This is a genomic window from Marinobacter sp. ANT_B65, assembly GCF_002407605.1.
In the GTDB taxonomy this organism is placed as follows: Bacteria; Pseudomonadota; Gammaproteobacteria; order Pseudomonadales; family Oleiphilaceae; genus Marinobacter.
On record NZ_NXGV01000003.1, the window covers coordinates 376,023 to 392,943 of the forward strand.

12 protein-coding genes are annotated in these 16,921 nt (G+C 53.9%); 4 read left to right on the top strand and 8 right to left on the bottom strand.

Annotated elements, in window-relative coordinates:
• Window positions 1-50 precede the first annotated feature (50 nt).
• Window positions 51-1,034, top strand: coding sequence for a D-2-hydroxyacid dehydrogenase (locus tag CPA50_RS14820; protein ID WP_096783304.1), 984 nt, complete (start codon window positions 51-53; stop codon window positions 1,032-1,034).
• A gap of 78 nt (window positions 1,035-1,112) precedes the next feature.
• Here the strand turns inward: CPA50_RS14820 and CPA50_RS14825 are convergent, their stop codons facing one another.
• The 4 genes from CPA50_RS14825 to CPA50_RS14840 form a co-directional block, all read right to left on the bottom strand.
• A complete protein-coding gene (locus tag CPA50_RS14825; RefSeq protein ID WP_096783305.1) occupies window positions 1,113-1,778 on the bottom strand; it encodes a response regulator transcription factor in 666 nt (221 codons plus the stop codon).
• Window positions 1,779-1,818: 40 nt separating this feature from the next.
• Window positions 1,819-3,768, bottom strand: coding sequence for an acetate--CoA ligase (acs, locus tag CPA50_RS14830; RefSeq protein WP_096783306.1), 1,950 nt, complete (start codon window positions 3,766-3,768; stop codon window positions 1,819-1,821).
• A gap of 163 nt (window positions 3,769-3,931) precedes the next feature.
• A complete protein-coding gene (locus tag CPA50_RS14835) occupies window positions 3,932-5,470 on the bottom strand; it encodes a fatty acyl-CoA reductase (protein ID WP_096783307.1) in 1,539 nt (512 codons plus the stop codon).
• A gap of 103 nt (window positions 5,471-5,573) precedes the next feature.
• Complete coding sequence (locus CPA50_RS14840; protein WP_096783308.1) at window positions 5,574-6,866, bottom strand: MinD/ParA family protein; 1,293 nt, start codon at window positions 6,864-6,866, stop codon at window positions 5,574-5,576.
• Window positions 6,867-7,075: 209 nt separating this feature from the next.
• Between CPA50_RS14840 and CPA50_RS14845 the strand changes: the two genes are divergently transcribed.
• Window positions 7,076-9,058, top strand: coding sequence for an HDOD domain-containing protein (locus CPA50_RS14845; RefSeq protein ID WP_096783309.1), 1,983 nt, complete (start codon window positions 7,076-7,078; stop codon window positions 9,056-9,058).
• Between the two features lie 19 nt (window positions 9,059-9,077).
• Window positions 9,078-11,255, top strand: coding sequence for an EAL domain-containing protein (locus CPA50_RS14850; RefSeq protein ID WP_096783310.1), 2,178 nt, complete (start codon window positions 9,078-9,080; stop codon window positions 11,253-11,255).
• A gap of 62 nt (window positions 11,256-11,317) precedes the next feature.
• Here CPA50_RS14850 and murI read toward each other — a convergent pair whose 3' ends face one another.
• Window positions 11,318-12,178: a glutamate racemase gene (gene murI / locus CPA50_RS14855; RefSeq protein WP_096783311.1), complete on the bottom strand. Its 861-nt coding sequence runs from the start codon at window positions 12,176-12,178 to the stop codon at window positions 11,318-11,320.
• Window positions 12,175-13,002, bottom strand: coding sequence for an NAD(+) diphosphatase (gene nudC, locus CPA50_RS14860; protein WP_096783312.1), 828 nt, complete (start codon window positions 13,000-13,002; stop codon window positions 12,175-12,177). The genes murI and nudC overlap by 4 nt, the downstream gene beginning before the upstream one ends.
• 138 nt (window positions 13,003-13,140) lie before the next feature.
• On the opposite strand from nudC, the gene plsB reads away from it, so the two are divergent.
• Window positions 13,141-15,609: a glycerol-3-phosphate 1-O-acyltransferase PlsB gene (plsB, locus tag CPA50_RS14865; protein WP_096783313.1), complete on the top strand. Its 2,469-nt coding sequence runs from the start codon at window positions 13,141-13,143 to the stop codon at window positions 15,607-15,609.
• Window positions 15,610-15,629: 20 nt separating this feature from the next.
• Here plsB and CPA50_RS14870 read toward each other — a convergent pair whose 3' ends face one another.
• Together CPA50_RS14870 and CPA50_RS14875 are read right to left on the bottom strand one after the other, a co-directional pair.
• Window positions 15,630-16,487, bottom strand: coding sequence for a class I SAM-dependent methyltransferase (locus CPA50_RS14870; RefSeq protein ID WP_096783314.1), 858 nt, complete (start codon window positions 16,485-16,487; stop codon window positions 15,630-15,632).
• Window positions 16,487-16,846, bottom strand: coding sequence for a UDP pyrophosphate phosphatase (locus tag CPA50_RS14875; protein ID WP_096783315.1), 360 nt, complete (start codon window positions 16,844-16,846; stop codon window positions 16,487-16,489). The genes CPA50_RS14870 and CPA50_RS14875 overlap by 1 nt, the downstream gene beginning before the upstream one ends.
• Window positions 16,847-16,921 lie beyond the last annotated feature (75 nt).

The window sequence follows — 16,921 nt, forward strand, 5'->3', positions numbered from 1 at the left end:
CTCAGAGAAAACTCAACCCGAAATCAGCCATCTGACCAGGCGGAGGTTCAATGACTCAGCGCAACAAGCTCGTGGTAACCGTTCTTACTGCGCCCGGAGAGCAGGAGCCGCCAGGCATGGACTCTCTCAGGGCCCGCGCAGAGGTACGCTTCGCCAGTGACGAAGCCACTCTGCGGAGCACTCTTCCGGGTACCCATGTGATGATGGTGACAGATTTTCGCACCGAGGCACTGGAAGCTGCCTGGGCCTGTGCAGACGAGCTGAGATGGATACATGCTACCAGTGCAGGGGTGGACGCATTGATGTTCCCCGCTCTCACGAAAGGCAGTGTTGTGGTCACCAATGCCAGAGGTATATTTGACAGAACCATCGCCGAATACGTGCTTTGTACCATTCTGATGTTCGCCAAGGACTTCCCCGGATCTATTCGTTTGCAGATGAAACATCAATGGAAGCACAGGGACACTGAAAGAGCCTCAGGGAAGCGGGTTCTGGTGGTCGGCGCAGGATCCATCGGTCGCCAGATTGGCCGCCTTGTTGCTGCGGCGGGACTGAAACCCCACGGCATTGCCAGAACGGCCCGCACGGACGACCCGGACTTTGTTGCAGTGCATGGCAATAACGACCTTTACGAACAGCTGGGCCAGGCCGATTACGTAGTTATAGCCGCGCCGCTGACGCCCCAGACGGAAGGGTTATTTGACAAAAATGCCTTCAAGGCCATGAAGAACACCGCACGCCTGATTAATATCGGCCGTGGCCCCATTGTAAAAACCGGCGATCTGATCGCTGCACTCAAGGCTGGGGAGATCGCCGGTGCAGGGCTCGACGTGTTTGAAGAAGAACCGCTGCCCGAAAATCATCCGCTGTGGGATATGGAGAACGTAATCATGACGGCCCACATGGCTGGTGATTTCATTGGCTGGAAGCGCGCCCTTACCGACCAGTTTCTTGAAAATTTTGACCGCTGGAGCAATGGTGAAGAGCTGTTCAATCTGGTGGACAAAGAACTGGGTTACGCCGGAAGCAAATGACCGATTTCTGATTAAAGTCCTTACAAAAAACGGAAGCCCATAGGCTCCCGTTTTTTGTACAAACCAAAGATCTGAACTTCAGCTTCCAGACAACGACTGATCCGAAGGATCAATCTCCATCTGCTGTATCGCAATCACTGCCTGGGTACGGTTCCGCACCCCAAGCTTACGGAAAACAGCCGTAATATGTGCTTTGATAGTAGCCTCAGAAACATCCAGATCGTAAGCAATCTGCTTGTTCAACAGCCCTTCTGCCAGCATCCCCAGTACCCGGAACTGTTGCGGGGTCAGTGATGCGAGCTTTTCGGAAAAATCGGTGGTATCTGAGTGCATGCGCTCAAGCTTGTCTGCCACACCTTCCGGCAGCCATACATCACCCTCCAGTACAGCACGAATTCCCTCCGTAATGGTGGGCAGAGGCGCCGACTTGGGAATAAAGCCAGACGCCCCGTAATCAATCGAGCGACGCATTACCTGCAATTCTTCAGAGCCTGACACAACCACCACCGGCAATCCGGGATACTGTCCACGCATGAACACCAGCCCCGAAAAGCCATGGGCGCCCGGCATATTGAGATCAAGCAGAACCAGATCTGCATCCGGGTGCGAATCTACCGACGCCTGAAGCGCCTTGATGCTGTCAACTTCTACGGTTTCCGCATCAGGCACTGCTTGATTGACCGCCTGTTTCAGGGCTGCCCGAAACAGTGGGTGATCATCAGCGACGATAATTGTTTGTGTCATTCAACCATTTCCTCACAGGTTTATGGCCTGCCCTCAGACCTTATTTGAACTCGCGACTGCCAATGAGCTCATCAACCACGCCAGGATCTGCCAGAGTAGAAGTGTCTCCCAGTTGGTCATGCTCGTTAGCTGCAATCTTACGCAAAATCCGGCGCATAATCTTGCCTGATCGTGTTTTAGGCAAACCGGGTGCCCACTGAATCACATCCGGAGACGCAATTGGACCGATTTCCTTGCGAACCCACTGCACCAGTTCTTTCTTGAGCTCGTCTGAAGGTTGTTCACCCTGCATCAACGTCACATAGACATAAATGCCCTGTCCTTTGATGTCATGAGGGAAACCAACAACCGCCGCCTCGGCAACCTTATCGTGAGCTACCAGAGCGCTTTCAACCTCTGCAGTACCCAGGCGGTGCCCTGAAACGTTTAGTACGTCATCAACGCGGCCGGTAATCCAGTAATACCCATCTTCATCGCGACGGGCACCATCACCGGTAAAGTACATACCTTTATAGGCACTGAAATAAGTCTGGGCAAAACGCTCATGATCGCCATATATCGTCCGCATCTGACCAGGCCAGCTGTCCAGAATCACGAGATTGCCGTCGGCTTTACCTTCCAGCACATTACCTTCGCTATCCACCAGCGCCGGCTGTACGCCAAAGAACGGAACGGTCGCAGAACCCGGTTTAAGATCTATCGCGCCAGGTAACGGTGCAATCAGAATACCGCCGGTTTCAGTTTGCCACCAGGTATCCACAATGGGACATTTGCTGTTGCCGATTACACGATGGTACCACTCCCATGCTTCCGGGTTGATCGGCTCACCTACTGAACCAAGCAACTTCAGGCTCTTACGGGATGTGCCGCTCATGCAGGCTTCGCCTTCAGCCATCAGTGCACGGATGGCAGTAGGCGCGGTATAAAGAGTGTTAACCTGATGCTTATCGACAATCTGCCCCATGCGGGAGCTGTCAGGATAGTTTGGCACACCCTCAAACAGTACGGAGATCGCTCCGTTACACAGCGGCCCGTAAAGAATGTAGCTATGCCCGGTAACCCAGCCAAAATCCGCTGTACACCAGTAAACATCGCCATCGTGATAGTCGAACACATACTGGTGCGTCATGGAGGCATAAACCATGTAACCGCCAGTCGTATGCAAAACACCTTTGGGCGCACCGGTTGAACCCGATGTATAGAGCATGAACAGAGGGTCTTCCGCGTTCATGGGCTCGGGCGGACAATCTGCAGAGGCAGTCGCCATAAGGTCTTCATAACGCTCATCGCGCCCTTCGTTCCAGGGCACATCCTTGTTACCTGTCCGGCTGACAACGATAACTTTCTCGACACCGGCACCGTCTTCATTTTTGAGAGCCGCATCCACATTCTTTTTCAGAGGAACTTTGCGGCCACCACGAAGACCTTCATCGGCAGTGATGACAAACCGGGACTTGCCATTTACGACACGGGCACCCAGTGCTTCCGGTGAGAAGCCACCAAAGACAACAGAGTGGATTGCGCCAATACGAGCACAGGCCAGCATGGCTACAGCGGTTTCAACAATCATTGGCATGTAGATAGTGACCACGTCACCCTTCTTCACACCCAGGCCTTTCAGAACATTGGCGAATTTGCTGGTTTCTTCGTGCAGTTCACGGTAAGTAACGTGACGTGAGTCAGAGGGGTCATCGCCTTCAAAAATAATGGCAGTCTGGTCGCCCCGGGTTGCAAGGTGACGATCCAGGCAGTTTGCTGAAGCATTCAGCTGCCCGTCTTCAAACCACTTGATGGAGAGATTATTGTAATCAAACGTGGTGTTTTTTACCTTGGAATACGGCTTGATCCATTCGAGGCGCTTGCCATGCTCTCCCCAGAACGCATCTGGTTCCTCGATAGACTGACGATACATTTCGTCATACTGCTCGCGATTCACAAATGCCCGTTCGGCCACGTCCTGGCTTACCGGATAAAGGTGTTTATCAGTCATTGTGCTCCCCCTAGATCAGAGTCTATTGTAATTGTCAATTTTGTTTGTTCAGAGCGATAGGGCGCAATGCCCTGTGGACACATGGCTGTAGTTCACCATGCGAACCACCAAACATTGAATTAGACTAACGTCCTAACGCTCTTGAACTTTTAGCGCAGCATGATCAGGCTGCCTGCTTGCGAGCCCTTGAGGAACGCGGGCGGAGCTTATTTTTCGCCTTGAGTGCGTAACGGTTCAGACCTGCCAGATGAATCTTGCGCAGATACACTGCCCAATCGATCTTGCGCGCATCTACCGGGAACAGCACTTTATCTTCCTTGCCCATACGCGAGGCAAGGGCCAGCAATTCGTCATTATGGAAAATATAATCCGGGGCAGTATAGAAACCAAAAATCGTTGCCAGCGCACGGGTCGTATCAAGGTTTCGCAACATTTTCAGCTCATGATTCTGCCCCAGCATTCGCATCGTTCGCCGGGCCAGGCTTAGGGGAAACCGAACACCACTCACCATGGCATCGAACAGGGTCCTGTTTACCGCGATAAAAGGCTTGACCGGCTGTCGAGAGAAAAGCAGGTCGTACTCTGCGTAGTTGCTTTTGGCTTCCTCCATCAAATGATCGATAAACTCTCCCAGAGTCACCGGATTGGAGCTTCCGCTGCAGCATTGGTAGATCCGCTGCCGGACGGGCTCCCCAAGAGCTTCTGCTACTGCCAGGATAATAGAGTTCGCCACAAGGTCGACGGGAATAACATCAATAACCCCCGAGCGCTTGCCTGGAAACACCGTGACCTTTCCTCTGGCATAGGCAAGGATAATGGCGTCAGCCACTTTCACACCTTCAATCCAGCCTGGGGCGGGCTCTTCCAGAGCGCTTTCAATAATGGACGGGCGCACAATTGTAAGTGCGCGACCTTCCAGAGCCTTGATCAGTAACTGCTCACCCAGCCATTTGGTAAACGTGTAGGTATCACTCCAGCCATAGCGGTTGGCCTCACGTATTCCGAGGTCCACAAGCTTTCGCTCAAGGGCTTTGTCCGAATAGCGCGAACGAACGTCTGCAATACTGTCGTTAAGCAGCCGGACCAGTTCATCAATCTCGTAATAGCCTGAAGAACTACGGGGAATTTCCTCGCCGGCGGGTTTTATCACCGACTCGGTAATCTGCCCTGAATTCATGCCATTTACGTAGCAGGTTGATACCTGAACAACCGCAAGGGCCGGATTCAGGCGGGCCAACTCGGCGATATTTTCCAGGCTTAATGTGTTTATGGACAGAGCCTTGTCCAGTTCTTCGCGGAAATTAACACTGGCTGCGGAGTTGATAACGGCATCGATACTGCCCGCCAGTTTCCGGAACGCATCGGGCTGCAGGCCAAAAAGGGGCTGCGTTACCTCTCCGGTGGTAAAATGCAGGCGATCCTCCAGAAAAGTCTCGAGAACCTTTCCTCTTTCCTGGCGCAGGCGATCAAATACTGAAGAAGTCGCAATTTCCTCGAGAAAACGGCAACGGGCATCATTACGGCGTGCATTGCCTCTTATCAACAGGTGGACGCCACCGATGTCTGGCACCGCACGAATCAGTTTTTCCAGAACGACCTTGCCAAGAAAGCCCGTAGTACCTGTAATCAGAACATGCTTGCCACTAAGTTGCGCAAGCACCTTTGAGGAAGTTCCCCCCGTCCGCTTTTGCTGCTTTGCCATGATGAAAACTCCTTTTTCGGGCCTCTCACACTCTTTGATCCTTGCACAATTTTTGTGTCAATGCAGTTACAAACCAAATTGTGAGCCCTCAAGTGTTGTCATTTCATTTGCTGGCCAGCGCCTGGAGGAACTGATTCAAGGAAATATCGGAGGGTTGTTCCTTCAGCACCTTTACAAGCGCGTCCTGATCACCAAATCTGACGCGATCATAAAACGGCTCGGGAAGCGCATGTTGCGGGGAGGCCTGAGCGCACTCTCTGACGCCCGGTGGTTGCGGAAGTTCATCTGCAAAACGCCTGAAATGAGTTGCCAGATTGTTTCGCTGCTCAGGGTCCAGCGCCCCCCACTCAATGACTCCAAGCCCTGCCTTGATAATCTTAACCGTATCACTGTCTGGCGTCCGCCCCAACAATGCAAACAAGCGGATGAACACTTCGTAACGAAGCTCTGCGCTCTCAGGCGCCTGGGCAAATACAGACTCCAGTTCGCCGACAGCCTGCAGGCTGCGTTCGCGAGGTGTAGCGGCTGTAGCCGAATCAGTTTTTTGCCTGCGCCCGGGCTGGCGTTTCGAAACCGAGTGCCAGTAAGCCGCAATGCCTGCTTTGCGGGCAGGCAATTGTGACAAACGTACGTCGAGCATATCTGCCAGCGTGCTGAACTGGCGACACGAAGGATCGGAAGATGGCAACAATGCAACCGGCCGCTGGTTCAGCACAGACTGGCGCAGAGTCTCGTCACGCCATACGCCCCCCATGTAATGAAGAGAGCATTGCAGATGGCGCCGGGCCGCCGAATCAAGGCGCTGAAAAACCGAGCGGGCCTGGCTGGCGCCCTGAGCCATATTGATCAACACACTGGGCGTTCTCCGGTAGCCCTTGCGCTTCAGAACTTTAATCAGCGAAAACGCATCCGTGAGCGAGGCCGGATCCGGAGTAACGACAACGCACGCCAGTTCAGCCGCGGCAATCATGTGCAAACCTGCAGACTGAAGACCTGCCGCAGTATCCGTTATAACGTAATCATACCGGCTCTCAAGCCTTGAGAGGGCTCGCAATACACGAAAGCTTTCTTCAGCCTCCAGCTCCATACATTCCTGAACACCGGAAGCGCCTGGAACAATATGCAGACCGTAATCTGCCTTCAGGAGAACGTCCTCAAGGCGACACTCTCCGGCAACAACATTTGCCAGGGTTCGCTCAGGATAGAGGCCCAACATGATGCTAACATTGGCAAGATCGGTGTCGCCGTCAAGCAATAACACACGCTTTCCGTAACGCGCCAGAGTGAGGGCCAGGTTAAGAGCTACCGACGTTTTACCGACCCCTCCTTTGCCGCCAGTTACCGCAATAGTCCGGGGCGGGGTTGTGCTGTGCTTTTGGGGTTCCTGCACACTCATGGCGGGAGATTTTACATCCTTGAAATGACGACAAAAGACGCTTTGGTATGTAAAAATTGTACACATATCGTGTTACGGTGAATACACTGATCAGATAAAGAACAGCTGTTGTTTGAAATTTATGGTTTTTTGTCTAAGCTCGTTCACTGAACTCTGGAAATAGCGAACAGAATTTCAGAAGTTTTTCTCCTCGCACGACAGGCAAAATTATGAGTACAGTATCCGACCTCCAACTCCCAAGTCTTCCGGAGGTCACACTGCGTGCACTTGAAGTTTGTAACCGGGACGGCAACTATCGCGAAATCAGCGAAATCATTGCCTCGGATACTGCTCTCGTAGTTCAGATACTGGCCCTGGCCAACTCCGCTCTGTATGGCCCCACCCCCGGAGTTCGTTCAATAGATCAGGCCTTGCTGCGTCTTGGAAACAGGCGATTCAAGACTTTGATACTCACGGCCGCACTGCGCCAGGTCATGTTCGACCTGGGCGACGGCGCCTGGCAGCAATTGCGGGATTTCTGGCGACATGCCCTTACCACCGCCCTGACCGCCAGAGCTCTGGCAACCCTGACGCGCTACCCTGAATCTGACGAAGCCTTTATGCTGGGCATGCTTCATAACATCGGAGAGTTGATTGCGATCAAGACCCCGAGTCTGGAAGCCGGGCAGCAATATATGAATCAGCAGTCAGAAATTGCCGCAGAACTGGTTACATCATGGGGTCTCGGGCCCCTGGCAGCTGACGCCATGCGTTATCAACAGGCTCTGCCTTCTGAGTTGCGGGATGCGGGGCACCTGGTCAAAGTCATCAGCCTTGCAACTCGCCTGGCGCTTTCTGATTCCGCAGGCATTGCAGCTGCAGGAACCATGTTCGGGCTCAGTGAAGAGCTGACCCGGGAAATCAATCGGCGCATCAGCCACGACGTATCCGCTATGGCTGATTCGCTGGGAATACCGCTGATCAACAGTTACAACGCCGAGCCTGCATCACAAGAGCTTCGTCAGGTAGTATTACGCCAGGCCATTGCCCGGCAAGCTATAGGCTTTGCCGACCTTACAGGCAAGAGTAGTGCAATTCTTGCCGAGACGGTCAACAGCCTGACGCTGATTACCGGGCTACCTGCATTATGTTTCGGGTACGATGACGACAGCCTTGTTCTGCTTTCAGGCACAACAGGGGCCCACCCTCACCTGAAGGTAACGGCAAAAGCCGGGGGCAGTGCTCTCACCGAGGCGTTTGCCTCACGAATACCCGTCAGCCTCGACGAGCAGGCACCTGCAGTGCTCGACCGCCAGATTTTATCGCTACTGCGAACCCGTTCTCTGACAGCAATTCCGGTAGTTACAGGAAACCTTTGCCCCGGCGTATTTGTATTGGGAACTGACGGCAACACTCCCGATTCAACCACCGAACTTATACGCCTGTTTATCCACCAACTGTCCACCGTTCTTCATGAAAAAGACACAACCTTCGAGAGAGAAAACGAAAGCGCTGCAAGGCATCACCAGACTACTCTCGAAAAGCTGCGCGAACAGGTGCATGAGATCAGTAACCCTCTCACCATAATTCGGCAGTATCTTCACCAACTACGAAACCGGCTTGATGACCCGGAGGCCCGGGAAGATCTGGATGTGGTGCGGGACGAACTGGACCGCGCGGGGAATCTTCTGTTGCAGATGAGCAACAATTCCACCAGAGATTCAGGCGAAGAAACGTTCGACCTGAACGCAGAAATACGCAGCCTTGCCCGGATGCTTGAAACCAGCCTGTTCAGCAACAGCAACCTACATTTTAATATGCTAATGTGCAATGCTGACACGCTTGTTATTGCGAACTCGGCAGCGATCCACCAGGTACTGATAAACCTGGTCAGAAATGCTGCCGAAAGCCTGCCAGAGGCAGGTGGTGAAGTTACGATCAAAACATCAGCCCCGGTATGGCAAGGTCACCGCAACTGGGTAGAGATGGAAGTTACTGATACCGGTACGGGCATCCCTGACGCAGTTAGGGATGCTCTGTTTACGCCGGGAGAAACCACAAAGGGAAAGGGGCACAGTGGTCTCGGCCTGAGTATTGTGAAGCAGCTCGTTGATGACATGGAGGGGGTCATCGCCTGCCACACGGGAAAGAAAGGCACTACTTTCCGGGTTTTGCTGCCGGCCTCCAGCCAGGTAAAAACGACATCCGACTGACACAAACGGATACACTCAGATGGCACCAGGACAGACCAACGGGCACTTCTCGCCAGAGGCTATAACGCGCATTCTGGTGGTGGACGACGAGCCACGTCTGGTGAGCGCGCTGGCCTCCCTGCTTCGCAACTGCGGTTATGAAGTCACTGAAGCCAATGGTGGAAAGCACGCCTGTGAACTCATAGATACCCGGAACTTTGATTTCGCCATGCTGGATTTACGCATGCCGGAAGTCGATGGTTTTGCTGTTATGACACACCTTGGACGCAGACAACCCGAATGCGGAATCATCGTTGTCAGCGGAGAAAGCTCGTTTGCGGCGGTTAGCCGGGCACTCCGTCGCGGCGCCCTTGACTATATTCGCAAGCCTTTTGATCCGGAAGAACTAATCGCCACAGTAAAACGCGTCATCGGCAAACAAACCCTCGTCAAGGCCCATGAGGACGTGCAGGTACGCCTTGAGAAGTCTGAAGCCCTGCACCGTTATATTGTAAACAGCTCGCCGGATATCGTTTTCATGCTCGATGCGAATGGTCGCTTCTGCTTCATCAACAGCAAAGTCGAAAGCATGCTGGGCTACATGCCAGATGAACTTTGCGGGCGAAATTTCCGATATATTCTGGACGACCGCGATGTTGCCAGAGGCATCTACGCATTAAATGCCCCGGACATCAGCGCAGACAATCCCCGCACTCTGGAGGTTCGTCTTAAAACCCGCGGCAGCCAGAAAGCCACGCGACATTTTGAAATAACCGCTTTTCCTGTCGACCCCCAGACCTGGGCACACGATCAAAACAACCGAGGTGGTGGCGGTGGCCAGAATGCCTGCTATTACGGAACTGCCCGGGACGTCACCGAGCGCAAGGAGGCCGAGGCGTTTATTAATTTCCAGGCGTATCACGACCTGCTTACACGCCTGCCCAACCGGGCCCTGTTCAAAGACCGACTGGAACTTGCGATCACCCATGCCCGGCGCGAACAACAAACTCTGGCAGTGATGTTTCTTGATCTTGACCGTTTCAAGATAATCAACGATACCCTTGGCCATGCCATGGGGGACCGGCTGCTACAAGCCGTAACCCACCGCCTTGAGAGTTGTCTGCGCAAGGGCGATACATTGTCACGCTTCGGTGGTGACGAGTTCACACTGCTGCTGCCGTCAATTCGTGGACCAGAAGACGCCAGCCAGATTGCCAGAAAACTCATCAAAGCACTCAAGACACCCTTCCTGTTGGGTGAGCATGAAGTGTTCGTGGGTGTCAGCATTGGTATCGCCATATACCCGGATGCAGGCGACAGTATGGATCAACTGATCCAGAACGCCGATATCGCCATGTACCACGTTAAAGCCAAAGGCAAAGACAGCTACAGCTTTTTTTCCGAGAGCATGAGCGTTGACAGCACTCATCGGCTGCACCTGGAACGGGATCTGCGCCTGGCACTCGACAGAAATGAGTTGCGGGTGTTTTACCAGCCCCAGGTTTGCGCGAGTACGAACCAAATCGTAGGGCTGGAAGCCCTTGTGCGCTGGCAGCACCCTGAACGCGGTTTGCTCTACCCTGGAGACTTTCTGGGGCTGGCAGAAGAAACAAAGCTGATCAGTCAGCTGAGCGAGCAGGTTCTCGATCAGGCCTGCCGTGATGTCGGCCAGTGGATTCGTGCAGGTCATCAGAATCTGCGTCTGGCCGTAAACCTCTCACCTGTTGAGGTAGAACATCCCAGATTTGTAGAAACCCTGATGGAACGGGTGAAAGCCTGCAAGTTCCCCCCCGGCAACCTGGAAATCGAAATAACCGAAAACGTCATCATGAACGACCTGGAACAGATCAGCCTGAAGCTTCGCGAACTGGCAGGTCTGGGCGTCCGCATTGCCATTGATGACTTTGGCACTGGTTATTCATCGCTTAATTATCTGCACAGATTGCCTATTCATACCCTGAAAATAGACCAGTCTTTTGTTCAGGGAATTCATAGCGGCGTCGATGATGTCTGCATTGTGAACGCTATTATTGCCATGGCTCACGGCCTGAAACTGGAAATTATTGCCGAGGGGGTAGAGACAGAAAAACAGCTTGAATACTTGCGTACCCTCCGCTGTCATCAGGTACAGGGTTTCTTCTATGGTCCGGCACAACCCGCAACAGACATCAGCAAATTACTGGTTCAGACAACTGCCTGCAATGCCATATCCAGCTGAACCCATATTGGCTGCCCTGCATCAGTAATCCTGCCTCAAGATAGTGCCATGCGTTCGCGTGTTTATCCCGGAATATTGAGACTTCCCCTATCAGAATCAGATGAATTTTCAGGCCAGTTCTCCTTGATCTCTGGCGGCTCCAGCCCCTGAGCTGTCATAAAATCAACGATGCCTTCCGGGGCCCTTCCAGAAAATAAAGCCATAGCCTCAGGTTCGCCGGCGCAGCCAGCGGCCTCCACGGAGTGACCAGCTGTCGCTATCAATGAGCTGACACGACGGGCAATTGCTTCCCCGGAATCCACCCAGAACTTTACATCGGGCAGGCTCCGCTTGAGGCTATCCAGCAAAAGCGGATAGTGGGTACACCCGAGAACAACAGTATCGACCCCGGCATTACGCAGGCCGGCAACAGCAACATCAAGATCCCCCTGCGGCACCGGAATTCCCCGAACCAGGTTTTCTGCCCACTGCACAAGACCTGGGTGGCCTACCCGCTCAACCTGGCAACCAGATGCAAAATCCCTGACCAGCTGATCAAGATAAGGCCTTCGTATGGTTGCAGGTGTGGCCAAAAGGCCAATGCGATTATTCAACGTCTGTGCAGCTGCCGGCTTCACCGCTGGCACCACCCCAACCACCGGCACATCCGATATGGACCGCAAACGCGGCAGAGCAACTGTGCTGGCGGTATTACAGGCAATGACAACAACATCACAAGGGAATTGTTCAAGGGCCGCTGCAATAAGAGTGCAGCAGCGGTCTATCACCACAGATCCGGGCTGATCTCCGTATGGAAAGGCCGCGTTGTCAGCAAGATATATAATTGAAGCATCCGGCAGCTTGTCGTGAACGCATGCAGCAACACTCAGCCCACCGATACCAGAATCAAAAACAAGAATCCGGGGGATGACACCTTCACTCAAGACCCGGAACCTCCAGCAACGATCACTTTTTCCATATCACGTATCAGGCGCCCGGAAATAGTGGTTTCCGGGGGCACTGGGGGCCGGCTTTCAGGCGAAAACCAGCCCGCGTCTGCAATTTCGTCTTCCTGCAAAACCAGCTCTCCCCCCGCATAATCTGCAAAGAAACCTGCCATAAGCTGATGCGGAAATGGCCAGGGCTCTGAACCCTGATAGCGGATATTGGTTACATCCAGCCCGGTTTCCTCTTTCACTTCTCTGACAACGGCACCTTCCAGACTCTCTCCAGGTTCCACAAAGCCTGCAATCAGGCTGTAGAAATGACGCTTGACCCTGGACGACTTTGCCAGGAGATACTGGTCCTGCCGGCGTATGACTACAATCACACAGGGGGCCAGCCGCGGATACCAGGGAATATTGCAGGTACTGCACCACTTTGCCCGCTCCCGAGGATGGAAGCCCGTGCTGCCGCCGCAGCGCCCGCAGTATTTATGATCCTGAAACCACTGCCACACCTGAAAACCGGTACTGAGCATCGCCGCCGGTGCATCACTGATCATCAGAAGCGCATCCCGCAAGGAAACGACTTCCTGGCCTTCTGCCTTGGATTCCGGCACCTCCGTTACGAAAACCGGACGACCGTTGGCACTACCCAGAGATACAAATTCAGCGCTTTCCGGGTTGCCGGTCATGCTTTCCAGAGGTCGCAGCCAGCCATCGGCCGGTTTGACTACCCCGGACCCGGACAGTTCCAGCACAAGGTCGCCCTGCTCTGGAGCCTTAGTGGTCCAGCCAGGATTCCAGTGAATTTTTGATGCCGTCATCTGCCAAAGTACCTTAGTGGGAAACGAGCCAGACAGAAATGTATCACAGAGCTATGGACATCAAGAATGCATCCGTGACTTTCCGGTCCGTTCGCAACCAAGTAAACTTGGCGCCTGTTTTAATCGGAGCGACATTTTATGCGTCTTTACCAGGGTATTCGAAGCCTGATTCTGACCTTTTTCCGGAAGATGCTATTTTTGTGGGTCCGGACAGATGTCAGCGGGAACAGCGTCGAGGCCCTGGGGTTGTCGCCTGAAAAACCGGTTTGTTACGTGTTGCCATACAGCTCTCTATCCAGCCGCCTGGTGCTTGAGCAGGAAGTGATTCGGGCAAAACTGCCGGGTGCAACCACGTCGCTCCCGGTCAAGAATGGCCCTTCTCATTCCTTTTTTTTCCTCTACCGGCGTGTTGGGGGCCTGTTCCGCAGGAGGCAGACCCCTGTTCCTACGGCTGAATTCCAGGCCCTGGTTCGCTATGGCCTAGATAACCCGGACCAGGATGTCCAGATTGTTCCGGTATCCCTGTTCTGGGGCCGCTCCCCGGACAAAGAGAAGTCCCTGGTAAAGCTGCTGCTATCCGACACCTGGTCTGTTGCTGGCCGGCTACAGAAATTCCTGATTATTCTGGTGCACGGGCGCAATACCTATGTACAGTTCAACAAGCCGCTGTCCCTGAAAGAAGTCATCGATGAGCACCGTGATAACGAAGAACGTGCCAACCGCAAGCTTGCCAGAATCCTGCGCACCCACTTCCGCAAAGTACGGCAAGCCGTTCTGGGTCCGGACCTGTCTCACCGCAGAACACTTGTTCAGGGTCTACTGAGAACCCAGGCGGTAAAAGAAGCTATCCGGGAAGCCGCAGCCAAAGAAGACATAGCACCTGAAAAAGTCCGCGCCCGTGCCTACAAATACGCCGATGAAATCGCCGCCAGCATGTCTGTTGTCACCATCCGCATCTTCGAAGTAGCTCTGGCCTGGCTATGGAACCGGCTCTACAAAGGCGTCGCCGTTAACAACATCAAAGTAGTGACAGAAAGTGCTCAGAGCAGCGCTGTGGTTTATGTGCCCTGCCACCGGTCTCATATCGACTACCTTTTGCTGTCCTACGTGCTCTATAAAAATGGCCTTATGCCGCCACACATTGCGGCCGGTATCAACCTGAACATGCCAATCGTAGGCTCAATCCTCCGCCGGGGCGGAGCTTTTTTCATGCGCAGGAGCTTCCGTGATAACCCACTCTACTCAACGGTTTTCAACGAATACATGCATGTCATGTTCACTCGCGGTTACTCGGTTGAGTATTTTGTAGAAGGCGGTCGCAGCCGTACCGGGCGGATGTTGCAGCCCCGCCCCGGCATGCTATCCATGACCGTGCGCAGCTTCCTGCGCGATCATCGCAAACCGATTGTGTTTGTGCCGGTATACATCGGGTACGAAAAAGTGATGGAAGGTCGCTCGTACCTCGGAGAACTCAGAGGCAAGAAAAAGCAGAAAGAGAGCGTGCTTGGCCTGGCAAAAACTGCCCGCAAGCTCAACAACTCCTTTGGCCGGGTTGCAGTCAACTTTGGTGAAGCCATACATCTCTCTGACGTTCTGGACGAGGTTCATGGCAACTGGAGAGAAGAGACCTACGATTCCGCGTCTCGCCCCACCTGGCTTAATGACACTGTCTCTGAGCTGGCCCTGCGAGTTGCCTCCAACATCAATGCGTCTGTTGCCGTCAATCCAATAGGCATGATTGCAACCGTGCTTCTGGGCGCCGAAAGGCTGGCCATGGATGAGGGACAGCTTATCCGCCTGGCTGATCAATACGCGGATCTTTTGAAAGCCTACCCTTATGCCGAAACCGTAACCTTACCCGAGGGCACGGGCAGGGACTGGGTGGCTTATTGCGAATCCATGGGACTGGTATCACGTCAACCCCAGAAGCTGGGCGACATCATCGGCCTGGAGGGTAGTAATGCCATCCTGATGACGTACTACCGCAACAACATTCAGCACCTGTTCGCCCTGCCCTCGCTGATTGCCAGCTTGTTCGAGAACAAAAGCTCCCTGACCCGGAGCAAGATCGTCTATCTGGCTGGTGTTGCCTACCCCTACCTGCAATCAGAGCTGTTTCTCAGGTATCAGCCGGACGAAGCCGAAGATGTGACTAACAGGTGGATTGATGAGCTGGTCAATCAGGGCCTGCTTGAGGCTGCGCCGAACGACCGGATCACCCGCCCGGAAGAGGGCACCGAAGCCATGCTAAGGCTCAGGATACTGTCAAGGTTCATCATTCAGACTATAGAGCGGTACCACATCGCCGTGGGAACTCTGCGAAAGTATGGCCCAGGGAAAATCACCGCAGAGGAGCTGGAAGAACAAAGCACACTACTGGCCGAGCGCATGTCCATACTGTTCGGCCTGAATGCACCTGAGTTTTTTGACAAGAGCCTGTTCCGGAATTTTATCGCCAACATGCAAAAGAACGGCGTCATCACGACCGACGACAACGGCTTACTCTGTTACGGCAAGGGATTGGATGAGGTGGCAGACGATGCCCGGCTAGTGCTGAGCGTGGAAAAACGCCAGGCCATACAACAAGTAACGATACTGGGCGTCTGAAGCCTGTGGCATGGTATCGATTAACGCGGCGGTAAAGCCCTGACAGGGTAAATGTCGTAACGGCTACTCTTACCCTCAATGCGAGTGCCAGGCTCCGGACCATTGATGGCCGGAGCTTTGCGCGGGCGCTTGACCACCACCCGATACCTCGCGGCACTCAATGCAGCTGCGAGCAGATCGTCTGAGTCATCATCGTCACCCACAATCGTTCTGAACACCTGCATTTCTTTCTTTACCAGCGCAGATTTTTCTCTGTGAGGGAACATGGGATCCAGATAAACAACATCAGCAGCGGTCTCTTCAGCACCTTCTTCACAACTCGCAGCAACACGATCCAGCCAGCCAATACTGCTACCGGAGTGAAGTGTCATTCGGGCGACGATTGGCGCGCACTCCGTATTCAGCGCGGCCCGGGCCAGCCCATCAGTCAGCAGCGCATGAATCACCGGGTTTCGCTCAAACAAACTTACCCGACAACCCAGACTGGCAAGTACAAAAGCATCCTGACCCAAGCCCGCAGTGGCATCGAGAACATGCAGGCCGGCCCTGGTTTTCTGCAAACCTACTGCACGGGCTACAAGCTGGCCCGAGCCGCCGCCATGCTCACGACGATAACCCATCTTCCCCCTTACAAACTCTGCTCTGACAGGGCCCGGGGCGCCCTTTCCGGCCACCTGAAGACACAGACCACTTTCATCCAGAAACAGCAAAGCACTGGCATGCCTTATATCTTTCGGACAGACAACGCCTAGATAAGGCAATGAGAGGTCAAGGCTTAACGTCCGAGCCTGGTGCTCGTCACCCAGCGGGCCTCTGGCAATTGCCAGCGGAATAGTTTCGGTTACAGCGGAGGAGTTCGAAGTTTTGGAGCGTGACATCAGACCAGAATATCAATTCCGGCTAGTGCTGCGCCATCAGATTCCTGTCCTGCTGCGGCAACGCTGGCAAACGCAGACAGTGCCCTGGCAGCAGGGAGCGGAACCTCATCAGCCCGGAAACGCTCCAGACGCGCATCCTCAGATGCCCGACGAGCCTCTACACGACGCTCAGGGTTATCACCGACACTTCGTTCAGATGCCGGGGAACGGGGGCTGTCTGCAAGATCGCGACGGGCCGTTTCGGTAGTCTTCTCGGGAGCCGACGCCGGGGAACGGGCAACATCACTTCGTTCCCGCGCGGGGCTATTGCTGCCCGGCTGATAGGAAAGTGTACTGCCTGGATTAATACCACCAATCATCGTCAGGGTGCCATTCGCTCGGGAAGAAATAATTGCGCTTTGCTGAAGTATGGAAGAAGTCTGCGCCGATTAAAA

Coding starts and splice junctions, on each gene's coding strand:
- CPA50_RS14820 (WP_096783304.1), top strand. CDS start 51: ATGACTCAGCGCAACAAGCTCGTGGTAACCGTTCTTACTGCGCCCGGA.
- CPA50_RS14825 (WP_096783305.1), bottom strand. CDS start 1,778: ATGACACAAACAATTATCGTCGCTGATGATCACCCACTGTTTCGGGCA.
- acs (WP_096783306.1), bottom strand. CDS start 3,768: ATGACTGATAAACACCTTTATCCGGTAAGCCAGGACGTGGCCGAACGG.
- CPA50_RS14835 (WP_096783307.1), bottom strand. CDS start 5,470: ATGGCAAAGCAGCAAAAGCGGACGGGGGGAACTTCCTCAAAGGTGCTT.
- CPA50_RS14840 (WP_096783308.1), bottom strand. CDS start 6,866: ATGAGTGTGCAGGAACCCCAAAAGCACAGCACAACCCCGCCCCGGACT.
- CPA50_RS14845 (WP_096783309.1), top strand. CDS start 7,076: ATGAGTACAGTATCCGACCTCCAACTCCCAAGTCTTCCGGAGGTCACA.
- CPA50_RS14850 (WP_096783310.1), top strand. CDS start 9,078: ATGGCACCAGGACAGACCAACGGGCACTTCTCGCCAGAGGCTATAACG.
- nudC (WP_096783312.1), bottom strand. CDS start 13,002: ATGACGGCATCAAAAATTCACTGGAATCCTGGCTGGACCACTAAGGCT.
- plsB (WP_096783313.1), top strand. CDS start 13,141: ATGCGTCTTTACCAGGGTATTCGAAGCCTGATTCTGACCTTTTTCCGG.
- CPA50_RS14870 (WP_096783314.1), bottom strand. CDS start 16,487: ATGTCACGCTCCAAAACTTCGAACTCCTCCGCTGTAACCGAAACTATT.
- CPA50_RS14875 (WP_096783315.1), bottom strand. CDS start 16,846: ATGATTGGTGGTATTAATCCAGGCAGTACACTTTCCTATCAGCCGGGC.